A 19,264-nucleotide genomic window follows, 5' to 3' on the forward strand; every position below is an offset into this window, starting at 1 on the left:
CAATGGGATGCTTGTGGCGCCGGACACATAAGCTGAGCAGACTGAGGCTCATGCGGCTCGGAACGAGCGGCCGACGCGAGAAGGAGCGATATGACCGAGCACAGGACGCGGGTCGATGTGGGGATCGTGGGTGGAGGTCCCGCCGGGCTGATGACCGCACTGCTGCTGAAGCGTCGCGGCATCAGCGCCGCAGTCATCGAGACCCGCACCCAGGAACAGATCCGCCACACCCAGCGCGCCGGGATACTCGAGGCTCCCACGGTGAACATGCTCGTCGAGGCCGATGTAGGCTCCCGGGTGCTCACCGATGGCCATGAGCATGAGGGCACGGTGCTCAGCTTCGACGGCATCCAACGACGCATCGATTTCCAAGCACTGGTGGGCCGATCGGTGTGGCTCTACCCGCAGAATGAGGTCTTCCACGATCTGGCCACGGCCTGGCAGCGAGAAGGCGGCGAGATCCACTGGGCCGTCACCGAGACCACGGTCGAGGGGATCGACACTGCTGCTCCACAAATCACCTTCACCGACGCACAGGGACAGGGCCGCAGCATCGAAGCCGACCTGATCGTCGGCACCGACGGCTCGCGGTCGATGTGCCGCAAGCTCATCCCTGAAGACGTCCGCACGGATCATTTCATCTCCTACCCCTTCGCCTGGTTCGGGATCCTCTGCGAGGCGCCGCCCACCGCACCGGAACTGATCTACGCGAACTCCGAGATCGGCTTCGCGCTGATCTCCCAACGCAACGAGTCCGTCCAGCGGATGTACTTCCAGTGTGATCCGGACACCGATCCGGAGGAGTGGACCGAGGAGGCGATCTTCGACCACATCCAGCAGGTCCTCGGAGTCGACGGGGAGGTCCAGCTCAAACGCGGTCCGATCATCGAGAAGACCGTGCTGCCCTTCAGGTCCTATGTCTGTGACCCGCTGAGTCACGGCCGACTCGTGCTCGCCGGCGACGCCGGCCATACCGTGCCACCCACCGGCGCCAAGGGCCTGAATCTCGCCTTCTCCGACGTGCGCGCGCTGGTGCCCCGAGTCGCGGAGTTCTTCACAGAGCTGCGCGAACAGACCCCATCCGCTGTGGTCGAGACTCCGGAGCCGCTGCGTCAGTATTCCCGGACTGCCCTGGACCGGGTCTGGAAGGCGCAGAACTTCTCCTACTGGGCCACCAACCTGCTGCATCGGCAGCCCGAGGAGAATCCGTTCACGCATAAGCGCCGGCGCGGCGAGTTCGACGCGATCACCCAGTCTGTCCATGGACAGGCCTATTTCGCCGATTCCTACACCGGCTGGAGTGACTGACCCCCGACGTCAGACCGCAGCTGCACAGCCTGCGTCCGATGCACCAGCAGACACCGTCGAAGCATTCAACCCGAACAAGGAGAGACCAATGAAGCTCTTGGACCCAGAGACATGGGGCGGCAAGCTCTACATCAACGGCTGGCGAGCAGGCCAGGACCCCGACTACACCGTGATCGAACCGGCCACCGGTGAGACGCTGGGCAGTGTGGCCACGGCGTCACGCGACGACGTGCTGACCGCCGCCACCCAGGCCGCAGAGGCGCAGCGAGAATGGTCGGCGAAGACTCCGCGGGAACGAGCGGCGGTGCTGCGCCGGGCCGGTCAGCTCTTCGAGGAACATGCCGAAGAGATCCAGTCCTGGATCATCCGTGAGGCGGGGTCCATCCCTCCGAAGGCTGGCCTGGAGACGATGGTCGCCGCAGACGAATGCTACGAAGCCTCTGCCCTTCCCTCACTGCCGCAGGGCGATGTGCTGGCCACCAATGAGGACCGCTGGTCGCAGTCGCGTCGACTGCCCGTCGGCGTCGTCTCGGTCATCGCGCCGTTCAACTTTCCGCTGATCCTCTCCATCCGCGCCGTGGCCCCCGCCCTGGCACTGGGCAATGCGGTGCTGCTGAAACCAGACCCGCGGACCTCGGTGGCAGGCGGCGTCGTGCTGGCCCGGGTGTTCGAGGAGGCGGGACTGCCCACCGGATTGCTGCAGCTGCTCCCGGGCGGCCGCGAGACGGGGACCGCAGTGGTCGAAGCGCCGGAAGTCAGGGTCGTCGCCTTCACCGGTTCAACCGAAGCCGGCAGGCACATCGGCGAGGCCTGCGCCAGACTGCTCAAGCGGGCTCATCTGGAGCTCGGTGGAAACAACGCCATGATCGTGCTGCCCGATGCCGACCTGGATCGCGCAGCCTCGGCGGCCGCGTTCGGCTCCTTCATGCACCAGGGCCAGGTGTGCATGACCACGGGTCGCCATCTGGTTCATGAAGACATCTATGAGGAGTACGTGAAGCGACTTGCAGAGAAGGCCGAGGGAATCCCCGTGGGGAACCCGGCCTCCGAAGAGGTCGCGCTGGGACCGATCATCGATGAGAACCAGCTCAAGCGCATCGATTCGATCGTCCAGGAATCGGTGCTCGGGGGCGGCAGGATCGCGGCAGGCGGCACCTACGACGGACCCTTCTACCGCCCTACGGTGCTCACCGACCTCTCCACCGAGAGCCCGGCCTGGTCCGAGGAGATCTTCGGTCCGGTCGCGCCGGTGATGAAGTTCAGCACTGTCGACGAAGCCGTCGAGCTGGCCAACGCCAGTCCTTACGGACTCTCACTGTCCATCCTGGGTGAGGTCGGAGAAGCCATGAAGATCGCTGACCGCGTCCGCTCAGGAAAGATCCACATCAACGAGCAGACCATCTCGGACGAGGCCAATGCGCCCTTCGGCGGCTTCGGAGATTCCGGGAACGGCACCCGCGTGGGCGGGCATCAGGCGAATATGGAGTCCTTCACCGAGCTGCAGTGGCTCACGCTGCGCCCGGAGATCGCACCGTACCCGTTCTAGGCCACGCCTGCCCCAGCGAATGAAGATGCGCAGGTGCGCGCGGCGAAGAGTCGCGCACACCTGCGCATCTCTCGGTCAAGCTCCTTGAGTCCCGATGCCTATCTGGGCTCGAGGCGGACCGCGCCGTCGAGCCTGATGGTCTCTCCATTGAGCATCGGATTGGCCAGAATCGCCATGACCAGCGCAGCGAAGTCCTCGGGCTCGCCCAGCCGCGCCGGGTGCAGCGCCTTGGAGCGCAGCGACTCCCGGGCCTTCTCCGGCATCCCGGCGAGCATCGGAGTCTCGAAGAGTCCTGGGGCGATGGCGACCACTCGGATTCCATCGCCGGCGAGTTCGCGGGCCGCTGGAAGCGTCATGGAGGCGACCGCACCCTTGGAGGCCGCGTAGGAGATCTGGCCGATCTGGCCCTCGAAGGCTGCCACGGAGGCGGTGTTGATCAGCACGCCACGGTCCCCGGCAGAAGGAGCGTTGCCTCGCATCGCTTCCGCCGCGTGAGACATCAGGCTGAGCGTGCCACCGACGTTGATCGAGAGCACCTTCATGAACTCGCTGTGCGAGAGCGGGCCGGTTCGCCCCACCAGCTTCCCCGGCGTGGCGATTCCGGCGCAGCTCACCGCCGCTCGCAGCGGGGCCCGCTCGACTGCCGCGCTGACGGCACCGAGGAGCGTGTCCGGTTCGGTCACATCGCCGGGCCAGAAGACTGCGTTCTCGCCGAGGGACGCCACGGCCTCAGCGCGGACTGCACTGCCTGCGGCATCGGGGAGATCCACCACCACGACCTGGGCCCCTGCCTCGACAAGTGCCCGGGCGGTGGCGTGCCCGAGGCCCGAGGCGCCGCCAGTCACGACGGCGCTGGCACCCTCCAGATCCATGCAGTCCTCCTGTGCGTGATCAGCCCTCGTACTCGGAGCCGATGATCAGCGTGACGTAGCTGACGTCGGGGTGTTCCTCGGGAGCGGCGGTGTCGAAGTTCTCGGCAAGGGACTCGGCCTGGGCGATCTCCGCCTCGCCCGCGCCGGCCGGGTAGACCACGGCGGGGGTGTCGGCGCGCTCTTCGAAGTTCCAGTTGCCCTCCCAGACCACGTTGTAGTCCAGGCCCTCGAGCTCGGCTCCCATCGCCGTCGCTCCGCCGGAGATTCCCTGGTAGTTCGCGACCTGGACGGGGGTCTCGGTGTCAGTGGCTGGCTGCGGGCCCTCGGCCTCGCCACCTTCCGCGGCACCTTCTCCATCGGCGGACCCTTCGGCGTCCTCACCCTCGGCACCCTCCTCTGCGGAGGCTTCTCCGGATTCGGTCACCGTCTCTTCGGGCTCACCAGTCTCGGACTCGGAGTCGGCGTTGGTGAGCATCGGCACGATGAAATAGGCGAACGCTCCCACCAGCAGGACGAAGCCCGCCAGCAGCGCGATCCAGCGGAAGCCGCTGCCGCCTGCGGCGCCCGTTCCGGCGGCGCCGGGAGACCGGTGCTTGCCGGCTTCCCCCGTCTGGTAGGGCGGGACGTCGTCGAACTCATCGTGTGGGTGCTGACTCATAGATCCTGTCCTCAAGGTGCGGGTGCGGTGCTGGGTGTCGCCGACCGCAGCCGGTGACGGGCCATTTCAGGCTGGCGCTCATGACTAGCGACGGGTGGCGCGAGCACGATGCCGAGCCTCCCTCTGGCGGCGCAGTCGCTTGACCAGCATCGGGTCATGGGCAAGGGCTGCCTCGGTGTCGATCAGCCGGTTCAGCGCCTGATAGTACGCGACGGCAGACATCGCCAGCTGCTCGGTGATGGCCTCGTCCTTTGCGCCGGCGTACTTCCACCACTGGCGCTCCAGCCCGAGTATCTTCTTCTCCTGCTCTGAAATCATCTCCCCGTCATCTTACGGCGGGGCGTTGGGCATTCTTGGAATATCGGGGGGATGGCGGTGCGACGGTGTGTTCAACCAGGTCAACTCTCTACAGTGGGGTGGATGGAACTCTCCTCAGACCTGGTGGCCCCGCTGGAACCCGGATGGCAACAGGCCCTCGCCGCCGAATCCAGCCGATTCGATGCCGTGCGGGATGAGCTGACTACCCGCAGGGCTTCCGGCGAGCACGTGCTCCCTCCGGCGGATCTGATCCTGCGCGCCTTCCGCCAGCCCTTCGCAGAGGTCAAAGTCGTCATCCTCGGCCAGGACCCTTACCCGACCCCCGGGCACGCCATCGGCATGTCCTTCGCAGTGGACCCGCAGGTGCGTCCGCTGCCACGCAGCCTGCTCAACATCTTCACCGAGATCGAGAACGACCTCGGCATTCCGCGCAGCCACCACGGCGACCTCACGGCCTGGGCGCAGCAGGGGGTGCTGATGCTCAACCGCGTGCTCACCGTGACGGCGGGCGCTGCTGGTTCTCACCGTCGGATCGGCTGGGAGCAGATCACCGCCGCGGCCCTGCAGGCGCTGGTGGACCGCGGCACCCCGCTGGTCTCGATCCTCTGGGGTGCAGACGCTCGCGCCATGGAACCGCTGCTCAACAGTGGAGCACATACGGCGGTCATCACCAGCCCGCACCCCTCGCCGCTCTCGGCACGGCGGGGATTCTTCGACTCCCGGCCGTTCTCGCGCGCCAATGAGGCTCTTGAGCAGCTGGGCGCCGCCCCGGTGGATTGGCGACTCGGCGCGGCAGAGCCCGCCGACTGATGGAGGCCGGATCTGCCTGCGGTGGATCTGGAGACGGCGGGTCTGCGGGTCCGGCTCAACGACGGCGCGTGCGCGCCCGTTCGTGAGACTGCAGCCCTGCGGTCAGCGGCCTCATCAGGACGTCGCCGAGCACGATCCCGGCGGCGATCGCCATGATGATGATCAGCGCGTTGAACAGCTCGGTGAGCCCGCCCATCATGGCGTCCGTGGTGGAGTCCATCGCAATGGCGTACATCCCGCGGAAGACCATCAGCCCGGGCAGCATGAACATCATCGCCGGCACGGCGACGACCAGCTGCGGTGAGCCCAGGCGCAGGGCGAGGATCCGCCCGAGGCCTCCGACCACCACTGCGCCGAAGACCGGCGTGATGCGCTCCCCCAGGCCGATCAGCTCTGCCGCATAGAACGCGGAGAAGCCCAGCGCCGAGACCGCACCGATGGGCAGCAGCATCCGCCAGCTCGCCTGCTCCACGACCGCCGCGGCGATGGCCGCGAGGAAGACGAGTGCCACGAGGACCGTAGGGTGATAGATGCGCGTCAGACCCACCGCCACCTCGATAGGTGGTGCGCCGAGCAGGTTCGCGATCACCACCGCCGCCATGATCCCCGAGGTCATCCCGGCGAACGCGATCATCGACGAGGTAAGACGTCCGGCCGCGGTGATGGGGAACCCGTTGATCCCATCCTGGATCGCGGAGACGATCCGTGCCGATGGCAGCAGGATCATCAGCCCGCCGGCGACCACCATGGAGGGCCGGATCGGCATATCCATCGCGAAGGCCCCCATCGCGAACGAGGTCGCGACAAACCCTCCGGCGGCGAGACCGAAGTACTCCGGCACCCGCCAGGTCGCGAGCTGCCGCACGGTCCACAGCACCAGGATCGTGGCTGCGAATCCCATCGCTGCGTCGAGGATGGGAGCACCCAGGAAGGCGGCGAAGAAGCTGGCGAAGATCGCGCCGCAGATGGTGACCATCCAGCGCGGGTACGGTTTGGGCTCGCGGGTGATCTCCCGCAGGCGATCCTCGGCATCCCCGCGGGTCAGGCGACCCGCGATGATGTCAGTGACCAGCTGGTGCACCGAGGCGAGCGCCCGGAAGTTGTTCGACCACGAGCGCACCACACGCACCCGGGAGTACGGGATCTTGCCTTCGGGGGCCCAGTTCAGACTGATCGACTGGTTGGTGATGTCGGCGTCGGTGTTCTTCATGCCGAACGCGGCGGTGACCGCGATGATGGAGGTCTCCACCTCCAGCGCGCCGGCGCCGAAGCGGAAGAGCGCCTCACCGAGGTCCAGCACGAAGGCGATCGTGGCAAGCTCGTCGGTCTCCACCTGCTGATCAGGCTGGTAGGGGTTTGCATAGGGGGTGCCGGCGAGACGGTCGACGATCGGCACGAAGCCGGTCGCGGCGCGCTCGGCCTGCATGATGCGCCGCAGCACCTGCGGGGAGCGGGGCTTCCGATCGAAGACGCTGGGGTCGAAGTCCGCGCTGCGCGACGCCTCGCGGCGTCCCTTCAGCCAGGAGGGTCGCAGCAGGGCGCCACGCTTCGGGGAATGGCTCATCGGCGACTGCCGCAGCGGCGCGCCGGGCGCACTGTGCGGCAGGCTGATCAGACCCGAGGCGGGCGGTTCCTGGGACTGCTCCACGCGGTGCGCCCAGGAGGTCGTCGTCTCCTGCGGGCCGGTGGGAATCTGCGGACCGAGCGCATCGGTCTGCTGCCAGTCACCGGTGATCGGGAAGGCGTAGTGGTCCGTGACCTCGCTGGCGTCCTGCGGCGTCGTGTAGGACTGCTCGAAGCGTGGATCCGCGACGTACTCATGCCGGGCGGATTCGTTCTCGTCCACGGCGGCGGATCGGGCCACCGCATCGGCGTCGTACTCCTCCCATTCCAGTGCCGCCTCCGCCTCGGCCGAGGCGTTCCAGGAGGACGCGAAGGAGCTGCGCAGGGTCTGCACGAAACCGGTCGGGGTTTCGTCGAGGATCTCCTGGGTGGAGTGGACCACCGGAATATGGGTGACATCGGCGGTGGGCTCGTTGCGCACGGGGTCGATCGCCTCGGCGACGTACTCCCCGGTGGAGTGCCGTTCAGTGTGTTCCGATGCCACGAACCCTCCTCGCAAGCAACATAACCACAAAAGGACCCTGGCAGAAGCCCGGGCCTTGAGGTGTGTGAGTGATGGTGCCTGGAGTACAGGCGAAGAAAGTGGATCTGAATGGACTCGAACCATCGACCTCTCGCGTGTGAGGCGAGCGCTCTAACCAACTGAGCTACAGATCCTGAAGCACCCGCGCGCGGAAAACCGCGTCCAAGTGCCTCAAAAGGTTACCACCGGTTAAGTCTCAGGACGAAACCGAGGCCAGCGCCTCCGAGATGGGGGTTTCACCGTCCAGGAAGTTCACCGTCTCGCGCACGGCGGAGCCGGTGGCCAGCGCTTCGGTGATGACCTGGGCGACATTCTCCCGAGAGGTGTCCACGGAGGCACCCTCTTCGGACATGACCTCCCCAGCCTTCGCAGGCTCGAGCACCTTGATCTTTCCGCTGCCTGCTTCCAGGGTCAGCGCGCCGGGGCCGAGAATCGTGTAGTCCAGGCTGCTGGCACGCAGGTGGTTGTCGGCCTGGTGCTTGGCCAGCGCGTAGGGGTAGAAGGAGCTCGTCGGATCCACGGAGTCGATGTCGGTCTGGCTGCGTGCATACGAGACCATCACGTACCGGGACACTCCGGCCTGGACGGCCGCGTCCATGCTGCGCACGGCTGCTTCCTGGTCCACGGCCTTGGTGCGGGCAGGGTTGCCGCCACCGGCTCCGGCGGCGAACACGACGGCGTGGGCGCCGGCGAAGGCCTCGGCCATCTCGCTGGTCTCGGCCGACTCGATGTCGAGGACCCGCGGCGTGGCTCCGGCCTCGGTGACATCGGCAGACTGATCCGGGTCACGGATGAGTGAGTCCACGGTGAAGCCGGCGGCAACGAGCTTGGGGGCGGCCAGCAGAGCGATCTTGCCGTGGCCGCCGATGATGACGACGCGCTGTGATTCAGCCATGAGGTTCTCCTTCGGTGTCAGGGTGACCTGATCCAATCGGGTCCGCAGGGTGTTGGTGCTCCCGTGCGGTTCTCCCCTCACAACACTTCAGCGTGCCCACTATTCCTTAGACTTGCACGCGTGCCAGTCCCACCTTCCCCAGCCAGCGCTGATCCGCGCACATCCCTGCGACGCTCTCCGGCGCTGCGCATGGGGCTGTCCATCGCCGCAGCGATCTCGCTCTACGGGGTGTCCTTCGGTGCGCTGTCGACTGCCGCCGGAATGTCCCTGTGGCAGACGGTGGCGCTCTCCGCGCTGCTGTTCAGCGGCGCGTCGCAGTTCGCGTTCATCGGGATTCTCGCCTCCGGCGGCACCGGGGCGGCGGCCCTGGGAGCCTCCACTCTGCTCAGCGGGCGCAACACCATCTACGCGGTGCAGATGAAGGCGCTGCTGAATCCACAGGGGTTCAAGCGGCTGGCCGCTGCGCAGATCACCATCGATGAATCTGCCGCCGTGGCCATGTCGGCCGAGGACCCGGTGGAACAGCGGCGGGGATTCTGGGGCGCCGGGATCGCCTGCTATCTGTTCTGGAATCTGGCCACCGTGCTCGGAGCGCTGCTGGGAGACGTGATCGCCGATCCGGAGGCGCTGGGGCTCGACGGCGCGGTGGTGGCAGCCTTCCTGGGACTGCTCTGGCCGCGACTGAAGTCTCTGGACTCGTGGGCGCTCGCCGTGCTGGCCGCACTGGTCACCACGCTGACCATGCCGCTGCTGGCCCCCGGGCTTCCGGTGCTCGCGGCCGCCGTCGTCGCGGTGATCTGGGGCCTGACATCAAAGGGGGGCCGAACATGAGTCTGTGGCTATGGGTGCTGGCAGCCTGCGCTGCGGTGTACGCGACGAAGCTGCTGGGCTATCTGGTCCCGGAAGGCTGGCTGAAACATCCTGCGGTGGGCCGGGTCTCGGCGATGCTGACCATCGGTCTGCTCGCGGCCCTGGTGGCGATGAACACCTTCTCCGCGGATCAGACGGTGGTGATCGATGCTCGGCTCGGCGCGCTGGCCGCGGCCGCAGTGGCCCTGCTGCTGCGCGCTCCGTTCATCGTGGTGGTGCTGGTCGGTGCTGCGACGGCGGCAGGGATTCGCGCGCTGGGCTGACGCGCAGCGGTGAACGACTCGAGCCCCGCACCGTCTGGAAAGCAGACCATGCGGGGCTCGAGAAGCGCCGGCGGCGCGTGCGCGACCGGCAGACGTTCAGGACTGGTTGCTGGACCCTGCCTGGGCCTGGGCCCGGTTCTCGACGTCGGTGTCCTTCAGCTCCGACGCGCTCAGCTCCGCGTCGCCGGCAGCTGCCTCGCCGGACGCCTCCGATTCGTGCACCCCGGCTGGCGTGGCGCGCAGGGTGGCACCCAGGATGAGGGTGCCGACGCTGAGCACGGCGGCGAGCCGGAAAGCCACTCGGAAGCCTTCGACGGCGGCCGCGTCGGGATCCATCCCGGAGTTCACCGCAGCGGCGGTGCCCAGACCGACGGCGGCCACGAGCGCGGCCGTGCCGATGGCGGCTGCGAGCTGCTGCAGCGTGTTCAGCGCGGCGGTCCCGTGGGAGTACAACGCCTTCGGCAGCGGGTTCAGCGCGGTGGTGAACGCGGGGGTGAAGAGCAGCGCCAGTCCGCTGGAGAGGAAGAGGTGCAGGCCCAGGACCATCGGCACCGGGCTGGTGGGCGAGAGCAGGCTCATGCCCAGAAGCGCCACGATCAGGATCGAGGCTCCCGGGATCACCAGCGGCTTCGGGCCCACGCGGTCATAGAGGCGCCCCACGATCGGCGCCATCAGCGCCATCAGCAGCCCGCCGGGCAGCATGATGAGGCCGGTCTGCAGGGTGTCCAGACCGCGGACGGTCTGCAGGAACAGCGGCAGCAGGATGAGCGCTCCGAAGAGCGCGATCATCATGAGCAGCATCATGCCCAGTGCGCGGGTGTACATGGTGAAGGCGAAGGGCTTCAGGTTCAGCAGCGCCGAGTCGGACTTCTGCAGCTTGACCTGCAGCAGAGCGAACGCGGTCAGGCAGATGACGCCGACGATGAGCACTGCGATGGCCACCGGGTCCACTCCGGGAGCGGCGTCCGCGGAGACCTCCTGGGTGCCGTGTCCGCCGCCGATCTGGCTGATGCCGTAGACCACGCCGCCGAAGCCCGGGACTGCCAGCAGCAGTGAGGGAATGGAGAGCCCCTTGCCCTTCGTGCCCGCGTCCTTATTGAGCCGAGGGCGACCGAGGAACAGGGCGATGACGGCGATGGGAAGGATCATCAGGAACAGCCAGCGCCATTCGGCGACATGCAGGATCAGACCAGACAGTGCCGGACCCGTGGCGGGTGCCACCGAGATGACGATGGAGATGTTGCCCATGACGACGCCGCGACGATGCAGCGGCACCAGTGTCAGCACCGTGGTCATCATCAGCGGCAGCATGATCGCGGTGCCGCTGGCCTGGACCACACGTCCGGCGAGCAGGACCTCGAACCCGGGTGCGGCGGCGGCGAGCGCGGTGCCGAGGATGAACAGGCTCATGGCCACCGTGAAGACCCCACGGAGGCTGTAACGCTGCATCAGAAAGCCAGTGATCGGAATCACGGTGGCCAGGGTGAGCATGAAGGCCGTCGTCAGCCACTGGATCGTGGGCTCTGAGACCTGGAACTCCTCCATGAGGGGCTGCAGCGCCACATTCATCAGGGTCTCGTTGAGGATCATCACGAAGGTGGAGACCAGCAGCGCGCCGATGGTGAGCTTGTCGCTGGCCGGGAGCCGGCCGTCGTCACCCGGTGGTGCTGCGCGCGGAGCCGATTTCTGCGGCGCGGCGCTATTCGGTGAAGCTGTCACTGATCCTCCATAGAACACTAAAGAACCCCAGAGTGGGGCACCACTAAGGGTGATACCACTCTGGGGTTTATGAGAGCCCCCTGCCGGGTTCGAACCGACGACCTGCTGTTTACAAGACAGCTGCTCTACCAGCTGAGCTAAGGAGGCAAGGCACCGCGCAGCGCGCGGCGCCAGTCACCGATGGTATCAGTTCGTGAACGTCAGTTCTCCGACTGATATTCCTCGATGTGCTCTTCGACCAGTTCGCGGAAGGGACGCTCCGAGTCGGCCCAGGAGACCTCGTCGACGAAGACGCTCGGTGTGCCTTCGATGCCGGCGGCCCGAGCATTCTCGGTGGTGTAGCTCGCGAAGGCCCGGTAGGTGCCGTCTTCCACACACTGGGAGATGTCGGCGTCGTAGGTGTCGCTGGCCAGCGCGGCGAGATCATCGTTGGAGATCTCATCGTTGTTCACACGGTTCGCGGTCACCTGGGCGACGTAGTCGCTGTAGTTCTCCGGCGACTCTTCGACCATGCAGGCGAAGGCATTTGCAGCGCGCGCCGGGTAGTTCGTGGAGGAACCCAGGTACGCGATGGAGCGGTACTCCACGGTGACCAGCCCCGCGTCCAGCCACTCCTTCAGCTGGTCAGCGTGTTCGGCTTCGAAGTTCGCGCAGTGGATGCAGTAGGCATCGCTGTAGATGATGATGTGGGGCACTTCGCCCTCGGCCCGCTCTGTCACGCCGGGGGGCATCTCCGATTCCGATTCCTCGACGGCGGAGGCGTCGATCTGACCCAGGTCATCGCCCTCGGCCAGTTCGGTGGAGGAGGTCAGCGTGAAGCCGCCCTGCTCGTTGGCGGCCGCGGGGGCCGAGCCCTCACTTGCGGCCGGACCGGAGTCATCCCGGTTCATCACGAAGATGGTCAGGCCGATGACGACGGCGAGCGCGACCACCACCACTCCGACTCGCAGCAGCACGGAGGTGAGCTTCTGCTTGCGCTCCTGCTCCTGCTGCATCTTGCGCGCCTTATCGCGTGCGCTGGCGTTGTTCGAGGTCTCTGGGCTGCGGGCCATGGGCTCTCCGGTTACTGATGGGAATCATGTCTGCCCAGGTGACTGGACAGTGATCACGGTGCGGCTGTGATCGAGATGGGGCAGTGATCAAGATACAGGGTATGGATCCTTACCAGGGTATAGGGTCGTAATGCGGCATCACTGCCGTCAGGGGGTGTCCTGAGCCACGCATGGAAGGTGTGCCACTTTGTCAGAAAGCACTGAGAACGGGAACGGCTATGACTTCGTGGTGGTGGCCAACCGTCTGGCCGTCAATCACGTGACCCATGAGGACGGGACCACGGGCTGGGAACGCTCCCCCGGTGGGCTTGTCACGGCGCTCGCCCCCTTGATGGAGCAGTCTGAGGGCGCGTGGGTAGGGTGGCACGGCGCCGCGGATGACGAGATTCAGCCCTTCGACCACGGCGACATGCACCTCGTACCGGTGCCTCTGAGCAGCGACGACGTCGAGGATTATTACGAAGGATTCTCCAACGGCACCCTGTGGCCGCTCTATCACGACGTGATTGCTCGCCCGGATTTCCACCGTCACTGGTTCGAGGCCTACCGCCGGGTGAACCAGCGCTTCGCCGAGTACACCGCGAACGTCGCCGCTCAGTCGGCCACCGTGTGGGTCCAGGACTACCAGCTGCAGCTCGTGCCCGCGATGCTGCGCGACCTGCGCCCGGATCTCACCATCGGATTCTTCAATCACATCCCCTTCCCTCCCCCGGGACTCTTTGCCCAGCTGCCCTGGCGCCATTCGGTGCTGCGGGGGCTGCTCGGCGCGGACCTCATCGGATTCCAGCGCGCCTCGGACGCCTCGAACTTCCGACGCGCCGTGCACAACCGGATGGGCTACTACGTCGAGGACGACATGATCCACGTCCCGCTGCAGACCGACGCCCCGGATCACGGGTCACCGCTGGCCGGCTTCAACGCCGATGCCGACCGCGGCACGGCCGTCAAGTCCCTCGTCGCCCCCGCCAGCGGCGCCGCGCGGATCGTGGAGGCCAAGGAGTTCCCGATCTCCATCGACACCGCCACCATCACCGCGCTGGCCAAGCGCGAGGACATCATTGCTCGTGCCCGGGAGATCCGCGAGGAGCTCGGCAACCCGGAGACGCTGCTGCTCGGAGTGGACCGCCTGGACTACACCAAGGGCATCCGGCACCGGATGAAGGCCTACGAGGAGCTGCTGCAGAACGGTTCACTGACCGTGGGCCAGGTCTGCCTGGTCCAGGTCGCCAGCCCCTCCCGCGAGGGCGTGGAAAGCTACCGGCTGCTGAAGGAGGAGATCGAACGCACCGTGGGCCGGATCAGCGGCGAGTTCGACACTCTCTCCCACCCCGCGATCAGGTATCTGCACCATTCCTACCCGATCGAAGAGATGGTCGCGCTCTACCTCGCCGCTGACGTCATGCTGGTCACCGCTCTGCGTGATGGCATGAACCTGGTGGCCAAGGAGTACGTGGCCGCTCGGCGCGGCGACGACGGCGTGCTGGTGCTCTCCGAGTTCACCGGTGCCGCCGATCAGCTGCGCCAGGCCCTGTTGATCAACCCCCATGATGTGGACGAGCTCAAAGCCGCGATTCTGCGCGCCACCACGATGGACAGCGCGGACGCCAGCGCGCGGATGGAGAATCTGCGCCGGCAGGTCGTCCATCATGATGTGCGCCGCTGGGCCACGGACTTCCTGGACCGGCTCGCGGAGCTCACCGGTGCCGCCGCGGTGAAGGGCTGAACCGTGGATCAGTCACTGACCACGGCGCTGGAGCGCTTCGCTGACCATGCCAAGATTCTGATCGCGCTGGACTTCGACGGCTGCGTGGCCGAACTGACCTCCGTCGCCGCAGATGCGCGGCCGGTGCCGGAGAACGCCCGCGCCATCGAGGCACTGGCCGCGATGGACGGCGTGGATCTGGCCTACGTCTCCGGGCGTTCACTGGACACGCTGCGCGAACTCGCAGCCCCACCCGAGGGAGTGCTGCTGATCGGCTCCCACGGAGCGGAGAAGGACCTCGGCGGAGACGCCCCCGGGCTTGAGCTCAGCACGACCGAGCAGATGGCCCGCGGACAGATCATCGACACCCTCACCGAGGTGGCGGCAGATGCCGAGGGGGCCTGGGTCGAGCACAAGCCGGCAGGCGCCGCACTGCATGTGCGCAATGTCGACGGCGAAGACCTCGCCGAGCATGTCCTTGAGCACGGGCGCGCCGCTCTGTCGCTGGTCGACGGCGCCTACCTGAAGGACGGCAAGAAGGTTCTCGAATCCGTCGTCGTGCTCGCGACCAAGGGCGAGGGGATCACGGATCTGCGAGAGCACACCTCCCCCGACGCGGTGTTGTTCGCCGGCGACGACGTCACGGACGAGCAGGGCTTCGCCGTGCTGGAGGGAGCCGACATCGGCATCAAGGTCGGCGAGGGCGACACCGCCGCGGGGCACCGCATCGCCGCGCCCAAGGACCTCGCCGCTGTTCTCAGGCTCATCGCCGACCGGCGCGCCGGTCACAGCCAGGAAGCACGCCCGGACTCTTAAGGATCACCCATGTCGACTGTCCCCGGTCTCGGACTGACCGCCTCAGGAACAATCCCGCAGGAGCTGCTGGAGCTGCCCTGGCAGGTCCCCCTGGAGGACTGGCCCGAAGATGTCATCGCCGCTCTCCCTCGGGGCATCTCCCGGCACATCGTCCGCTTCGCGTATCTGGGCGGCTCGGTCATCGCGATCAAGGAGACCTCCGAGCGCGCCGCCCGACACGAGTACCGGATGCTGAGGCAGCTCGGCAAGCTCGGGGCGCCGTGCGTGAAGCCGGTCGCAGAGGTCACCGGTCGGTCCACCCCGGAGGGCGAGGAGCTTTCCCCGGCGCTGGTGACCCGGCACCTCCGGTTCTCCCTGCCCTATCGCGCGGTCTTCAATCAGATGATGCGCAAGGAGACCCTGCTGCGACTCATCCACGCGCAGGCGCTGCTGATGGTGGAGCTGCACCTGATCGGCTTCTACTGGGGCGACGTGTCCCTGTCGAACACGCTCTTCCGCCGCGATGCGGGACAGTTCGCCGCCTACCTGGTGGACGCGGAGACCGGTGAGATCCACCCCAAGCTCTCCACGGGGCAGCGTGAGTACGATCTCGACGTCGCCCAGGTCAACATCGCCGGAGAGCTCATGGACCTCATGGAAGGCGGGATGGTCGATGAAGACGTCGATCCGGTGGCCACCTCGCACCAGTTCATCGATGCCTACCGCGGGCTGTGGCAGGAGCTCACCGGAGACACGGCGTTCAACCCGGATCAGCAGTGGCTGATCGAGGAGCGGATCCGTCGGCTAAACGAGCTGGGCTTCGACGTCGAGGAGTACGACATCCGCTCCATGCGCGAAGACTCCAAGCTGCTCCTGCGGCCCAAGGTCGTGGACCCGGGACACCACCAGCGCCGCCTGATGAATCTCACCGGGCTCGATGTCCAGGAGAACCAGGCGCGCAGGCTGCTCGGCGCGATCGACGCCTACCGGGCGCAGACCGATCCACACGGGGACGAGGCGATCGCTGCCCATATGTGGACCCAGGAGATCTTCCAGCCGCTCATCGGCAAGATCCCCAAGGAGCTGCGCAACAAGCTCGAACCGGCCGAGATCATGCACCAGCTCATCGATCATCGCTGGCAGCTCTCGGAGCGTGAGCACCGGGATGTCAGTCTCGATCAGGCGCTGCCCTCCTTCATCGACGAGGAGCTCAAGGGTCTGCGCGATGAAGCCACGTTGATGATCGATCCGCCAGGGGACGTCATCGACCAGCTGGGCCGTCCTACCAGGGACGAGGGCTGAGCCTGCTCAGCCGACGCCCGATCTCCGCAGCGGTGCGGCGCATCAGCGGCACCGCATGGCGGACGAAGCCGTCATCCATGCGCCCCGTAGGCCCTGAGACGGACAGTCCCATCGGCGTGGGTCCCTGCGGCACGACGACGGCGAGGCAGCGCACACCCATCTCCTGCTCCTCGTCATCGAGCGCGTAGCCCTGGGCGGCGATCCTTGGCAGCTGGTCCAGCAGCGACTGCGGACGGGTCAGGGTCTTCTCGGTCAGCGCGGGCATCCCGGTGGCCAGGAGGATCTCCCGCACCCTCGCTGGTTCAAGCCCCGCGAGCAGCGCCTTTCCCACCCCAGTGGAATGGAGGTGGGCCCGGCGTCCGACCTCGGTGAACAAGCGCATAGTGTGCGGTGAGGGCACCTGGCCGATGTAGACGATCATCTCCGACTCCATGGCCGCGAGGTTCACGCTCTCTCCCAGTTCGGCCACCAGGGCCTGCATCTGCGGGACCGCGGGCCCGCCCAGCTGGCGGGTCGCCGATTCCCCGAGCGGAACGAGGTTGGCGCCCAGTGCGTAGCGGCGGTCAGCCAGCTGGTGGACCATGCCCAAGCCGATCAAGGTGTGCAGCAGGCGGTGGACCGTGGGGCCCGCCAAGCCGGAAGCCCTCTTGAGCTCCCCGGCAGTGGCCGCACCACCGGCCTCGTCGAGAACGCGCAGCAGCGTGAAGGCGCGTTCGACCACCTGAACCCGTTGTGAGTCCGCATCCCGGACTTCTGCTTCCATGATGCGAACTCTATGCCATAGGAATAGGGGTGACGAGGCCGCTCCAGCAGATCCGGCGGAGCAGCCTCCTCGCGAGAATCTTCATCACTGCAAAGGAGCAGCGCATGAGCATCACTGTCCACGCCCCCTATGAGGTTCCCGGCGTCGAAGCAATCCTGACCGAGGACGCCCTGGCCTTCCTCGAGGAGCTTCACCGGCATTTCGCCGCGACGCGGGACCAGCTGTTGGAGAACCGCCGCGCGGCACAGGAGGAGGCCGCCCGCACCGGAGCGGTGGATTTCCCGTCCGAGACCCGCCAGGTGCGGGAATCCACATGGTCTGTCGCCGATCACCCGGCGGCGCTGCAGGACCGTCGGGTGGAGATCACCGGGCCCGCTGCCCCGGCCAAGATGGCGATCAACGCCTTGAACTCTGGCGCGAAGGTCTGGTTGGCCTGTCTCGAAGATGCGCTGGCCCCGAACTGGTTCAACATCATCGACGCGCAGCGCAACCTGGCCGAGGCCGCTGCGGGGACGCTCGCGTTCACCTCCGCCGAGGGGAAGAGCTACTCGATCCGAGAGGACATTGAGACCCCGACCGTCGTCGTGCGGCCGCGCGGGTGGCACCTTCCGGAGAAGCACCTTGAGGTCGACGGACTCCCCGCCATCGGTGCTCTCGTGGACTTCGGGCTGCACTTCTTCCACAACGCGCGGGTCCTCTCGGATCAGGGACGAGGGCCCTTCTATTACCTTCCGAAGTTGGAGCACTACGCGGAGGCGAGGCTGTGGGACCAGGTCTTCAGCTTCGCTGAGGAGTCCCTCGGCATAGACCACGGGACAGTTCGGGCCACCGTGCTGATCGAGACGCTGCCCGCCGCGTTTCACATGGAGGAGATCCTCTATGAGCTGCGCGACCACGCCTCGGGTCTCAACGCCGGGCGGTGGGACTACCTGTTCTCGATGATCAAGTATTTCCGGGCCTCTGGTGAGAAATTCGTGCTGCCGGATCGAGCTCAGGTGTCGATGACCCAGCCGTTCATGCGCGCCTACACCGAGCTGCTGGTCAAGACCTGCCATAAGCGCGGCGCCTTCGCCATGGGCGGCATGGCGGCGTTCATCCCTAACCGTCGGGAGCCCGAGGTCACGGCGCGAGCGATCGAGAAGGTGCGCGAGGACAAATCACGGGAAGCTGGCGATGGATTCGACGGGTCATGGGTGGCCCATCCAGATCTCGTCGATCTCTGCCGCGCCGAGTTTGATTCCGTGCTGGGGAATGCACCGAACCAGCTGCAGCGCCAGCGCGATGACGTGAGCGTCAGCGCTGCAGATCTGCTGGACGTGGAAGCCGCCGAGGGCGACGTCACCGAAGCCGGAGTCCGGATGAATCTCTACGTCGCCGTGTACTACACCGCGATCTGGCTCTCCGGCAACGGGGCCGTGGCGATCCACAACCTGATGGAGGATGCCGCCACCGCGGAGATCTCGCGCTCCCAGGTGTGGCAGCAGATCCACAACGGCACCGTCACCGCGGACACGGGAGTCCGCGTCACCGCGGAACTGGCCGCATCGCTGCTCGATGAGGAAGTCGCGCGTCTGCGCGCGGAGATCGACGACGAGCAGAGCTTCAGCGACTATTTTGAGCCGGCTGCGGGTGTGGTGCGGGCGTTGGTGCTCGACGAGGAGTACATCGACTTCCTCACGCTGCCTGCCTACGAACTCATGCCCTGAGCGAAGCACCCCCCAGCAGAGCTTCCAGGCCGTGGAGATAGATCTGCTCTGCCTCCACGGCCTGAGGGCCCTCGCCGGGCATTTCACCGGTGTTCTGGTCTGCATTGAGCAGACGCTGGTTCTGCTCGGTCGCGATGGCGCCCAGTGCGAATCGCATGACCGCGGCCGTGGCGCGCGCGGCGTCGCCCTCGCCCCAACCTTGAGCACGCAGCTGAGCGGGCAGCACATGCGCTGGCGGAAGCTGAGGGTCCAGTGCGTAGGCGAGCAGCAGCAGATCCCCGGAGTCGCGCAGCGGCAGCATCAGCTCGCGGAGCCGGAGCATGAGCGTCCTGGGATCGGTCCTCTCTGCGCGCAGCGGGACGAGAATCGCCTGGGCGACCTGAGTCAGCAGCTCCTGCTTGCTGGAGACGTGATAATACAAGGCGCCGGGGGCGACGCCGAGCTCTTTGGCCAGACGCCGCATCGAGACATCGGGGAGCCCGTACCGGATCAGCAGGGATCGGGCGGTCTCGGTGATCAACGCCGGGGAGAGTGACACG

The 19,264-nt window shown here is 66.7% G+C and carries 18 protein-coding genes and 2 tRNA genes; 9 read left to right on the forward strand and 11 right to left on the reverse strand.

Features of this window, described 5'->3' with window-relative positions; translation table 11 throughout:
* Positions 1–90 precede the first annotated feature (90 nt).
* Together IY716_RS13460 and IY716_RS13465 are read left to right on the forward strand one after the other, a co-directional pair.
* Positions 91–1,308, forward strand: a complete 1,218-nt coding sequence (locus tag IY716_RS13460) for a 4-hydroxybenzoate 3-monooxygenase (RefSeq protein WP_218222149.1) — start codon at positions 91–93, stop codon at positions 1,306–1,308.
* Between the two features lie 88 nt (positions 1,309–1,396).
* On the forward strand, positions 1,397–2,854 hold the full coding sequence (locus tag IY716_RS13465) for a benzaldehyde dehydrogenase (protein ID WP_218222150.1): 1,458 nt from the start codon (positions 1,397–1,399) through the stop codon (positions 2,852–2,854).
* 98 nt (positions 2,855–2,952) lie between these two features.
* Here IY716_RS13465 and IY716_RS13470 read toward each other — a convergent pair whose 3' ends face one another.
* The 3 genes from IY716_RS13470 to IY716_RS13480 all read right to left on the reverse strand — a co-directional run bounded on the left by IY716_RS13470 (position 2,953) and on the right by IY716_RS13480 (position 4,702).
* A complete protein-coding gene (locus IY716_RS13470; protein WP_218222151.1) occupies positions 2,953–3,726 on the reverse strand; it encodes an SDR family NAD(P)-dependent oxidoreductase in 774 nt (257 codons plus the stop codon).
* 19 nt (positions 3,727–3,745) lie between these two features.
* On the reverse strand, positions 3,746–4,384 hold the full coding sequence (locus IY716_RS13475; RefSeq protein ID WP_218222152.1) for a LytR C-terminal domain-containing protein: 639 nt from the start codon (positions 4,382–4,384) through the stop codon (positions 3,746–3,748).
* An 84-nt stretch (positions 4,385–4,468) separates the two neighbouring features.
* Positions 4,469–4,702, reverse strand: coding sequence for a DUF3263 domain-containing protein (locus tag IY716_RS13480; RefSeq protein WP_192592141.1), 234 nt, complete (start codon positions 4,700–4,702; stop codon positions 4,469–4,471).
* 102 nt (positions 4,703–4,804) lie between these two features.
* Between IY716_RS13480 and IY716_RS13485 the strand changes: the two genes are divergently transcribed.
* Positions 4,805–5,512, forward strand: coding sequence for a uracil-DNA glycosylase (locus IY716_RS13485; RefSeq protein ID WP_218222153.1), 708 nt, complete (start codon positions 4,805–4,807; stop codon positions 5,510–5,512).
* Positions 5,513–5,567: 55 nt separating this feature from the next.
* On the opposite strand, the gene IY716_RS13490 is transcribed toward IY716_RS13485, so the two are convergent.
* The 3 genes from IY716_RS13490 to IY716_RS13500 form a co-directional block, all read right to left on the reverse strand.
* A complete protein-coding gene (locus IY716_RS13490) occupies positions 5,568–7,619 on the reverse strand; it encodes a threonine/serine exporter family protein (RefSeq protein WP_218222154.1) in 2,052 nt (683 codons plus the stop codon).
* 99 nt (positions 7,620–7,718) lie between these two features.
* Positions 7,719–7,792, reverse strand: a tRNA-Val gene (locus tag IY716_RS13495).
* 62 nt (positions 7,793–7,854) lie between these two features.
* A complete protein-coding gene (locus tag IY716_RS13500; protein WP_218222155.1) occupies positions 7,855–8,553 on the reverse strand; it encodes an NAD(P)H-binding protein in 699 nt (232 codons plus the stop codon).
* 120 nt (positions 8,554–8,673) lie between these two features.
* Between IY716_RS13500 and IY716_RS13505 the strand changes: the two genes are divergently transcribed.
* Positions 8,674–9,384, forward strand: a complete 711-nt coding sequence (locus tag IY716_RS13505) for an AzlC family ABC transporter permease (protein WP_369699723.1) — start codon at positions 8,674–8,676, stop codon at positions 9,382–9,384.
* Positions 9,381–9,686, forward strand: a complete 306-nt coding sequence (locus tag IY716_RS13510; protein ID WP_218222156.1) for an AzlD domain-containing protein — start codon at positions 9,381–9,383, stop codon at positions 9,684–9,686. Before IY716_RS13505 ends, IY716_RS13510 begins: the two co-directional genes overlap by 4 nt.
* A gap of 96 nt (positions 9,687–9,782) precedes the next feature.
* Here the strand turns inward: IY716_RS13510 and IY716_RS13515 are convergent, their stop codons facing one another.
* From IY716_RS13515 to IY716_RS13525, 3 genes are all read right to left on the reverse strand, one after another.
* Entirely contained in the window at positions 9,783–11,405 is a 1,623-nt protein-coding gene (locus IY716_RS13515; RefSeq protein ID WP_218222157.1) for an MDR family MFS transporter, read from the reverse strand.
* Between the two features lie 74 nt (positions 11,406–11,479).
* Positions 11,480–11,552 (reverse strand) — tRNA-Thr (locus tag IY716_RS13520).
* Between the two features lie 53 nt (positions 11,553–11,605).
* The gene (locus IY716_RS13525) at positions 11,606–12,457 is read right to left on the reverse strand and encodes a thioredoxin domain-containing protein (RefSeq protein WP_218222158.1); all 852 of its coding nucleotides are present in this window, start codon (positions 12,455–12,457) and stop codon (positions 11,606–11,608) included.
* 187 nt (positions 12,458–12,644) lie between these two features.
* Between IY716_RS13525 and IY716_RS13530 the strand changes: the two genes are divergently transcribed.
* From IY716_RS13530 to IY716_RS13540, 3 genes are read left to right on the forward strand one after another with little or no spacing between them, the layout of a single operon-like run.
* Entirely contained in the window at positions 12,645–14,180 is a 1,536-nt protein-coding gene (locus IY716_RS13530; protein ID WP_218222159.1) for a trehalose-6-phosphate synthase, read from the forward strand.
* Between the two features lie 3 nt (positions 14,181–14,183).
* A complete protein-coding gene (gene otsB / locus IY716_RS13535) occupies positions 14,184–14,975 on the forward strand; it encodes a trehalose-phosphatase (RefSeq protein WP_218222160.1) in 792 nt (263 codons plus the stop codon).
* 9 nt (positions 14,976–14,984) lie between these two features.
* Positions 14,985–16,256, forward strand: a complete 1,272-nt coding sequence (locus IY716_RS13540; RefSeq protein ID WP_218222161.1) for a DUF4032 domain-containing protein — start codon at positions 14,985–14,987, stop codon at positions 16,254–16,256.
* Here the strand turns inward: IY716_RS13540 and IY716_RS13545 are convergent.
* Entirely contained in the window at positions 16,237–17,019 is a 783-nt protein-coding gene (locus tag IY716_RS13545) for an IclR family transcriptional regulator (protein ID WP_218222162.1), read from the reverse strand. The genes IY716_RS13540 and IY716_RS13545 overlap by 20 nt on opposite strands.
* A 104-nt stretch (positions 17,020–17,123) precedes the next feature.
* Here IY716_RS13545 and aceB point away from each other — a divergent pair, with 104 nt between their 5' ends.
* Entirely contained in the window at positions 17,124–18,725 is a 1,602-nt protein-coding gene (aceB, locus tag IY716_RS13550) for a malate synthase A (protein WP_218222163.1), read from the forward strand.
* On the opposite strand, the gene IY716_RS13555 is transcribed toward aceB, so the two are convergent.
* Positions 18,715–19,263, reverse strand: a complete 549-nt coding sequence (locus IY716_RS13555; protein ID WP_369699724.1) for a helix-turn-helix domain-containing protein — start codon at positions 19,261–19,263, stop codon at positions 18,715–18,717. The two genes, aceB and IY716_RS13555, sit on opposite strands and share 11 nt — an antisense overlap.
* Position 19,264: the final 1 nt, after the last annotated feature.

It is taken from the genome of Nesterenkonia sp. Act20 (assembly GCF_019173455.1).
Lineage (GTDB): Bacteria > Actinomycetota > Actinomycetes > Actinomycetales > Micrococcaceae > Nesterenkonia.

What these genes read in the sequence shown, in the direction of transcription:
- IY716_RS13485 (WP_218222153.1), top strand. Translation starts at nt 4,805, where the DNA reads ATGGAACTCTCCTCAGACCTGGTGGCCCCGCTGGAACCCGGATGGCAA.
- IY716_RS13540 (WP_218222161.1), top strand. Translation starts at nt 14,985, where the DNA reads ATGTCGACTGTCCCCGGTCTCGGACTGACCGCCTCAGGAACAATCCCG.
- IY716_RS13470 (WP_218222151.1), bottom strand. Translation starts at nt 3,726, where the DNA reads ATGGATCTGGAGGGTGCCAGCGCCGTCGTGACTGGCGGCGCCTCGGGC.
- IY716_RS13510 (WP_218222156.1), top strand. Translation starts at nt 9,381, where the DNA reads ATGAGTCTGTGGCTATGGGTGCTGGCAGCCTGCGCTGCGGTGTACGCG.
- IY716_RS13475 (WP_218222152.1), bottom strand. Translation starts at nt 4,384, where the DNA reads ATGAGTCAGCACCCACACGATGAGTTCGACGACGTCCCGCCCTACCAG.
- aceB (WP_218222163.1), top strand. Translation starts at nt 17,124, where the DNA reads ATGAGCATCACTGTCCACGCCCCCTATGAGGTTCCCGGCGTCGAAGCA.
- IY716_RS13500 (WP_218222155.1), bottom strand. Translation starts at nt 8,553, where the DNA reads ATGGCTGAATCACAGCGCGTCGTCATCATCGGCGGCCACGGCAAGATC.
- IY716_RS13480 (WP_192592141.1), bottom strand. Translation starts at nt 4,702, where the DNA reads ATGATTTCAGAGCAGGAGAAGAAGATACTCGGGCTGGAGCGCCAGTGG.
- IY716_RS13460 (WP_218222149.1), top strand. Translation starts at nt 91, where the DNA reads ATGACCGAGCACAGGACGCGGGTCGATGTGGGGATCGTGGGTGGAGGT.
- IY716_RS13525 (WP_218222158.1), bottom strand. Translation starts at nt 12,457, where the DNA reads ATGGCCCGCAGCCCAGAGACCTCGAACAACGCCAGCGCACGCGATAAG.
- IY716_RS13545 (WP_218222162.1), bottom strand. Translation starts at nt 17,019, where the DNA reads ATGGAAGCAGAAGTCCGGGATGCGGACTCACAACGGGTTCAGGTGGTC.
- IY716_RS13465 (WP_218222150.1), top strand. Translation starts at nt 1,397, where the DNA reads ATGAAGCTCTTGGACCCAGAGACATGGGGCGGCAAGCTCTACATCAAC.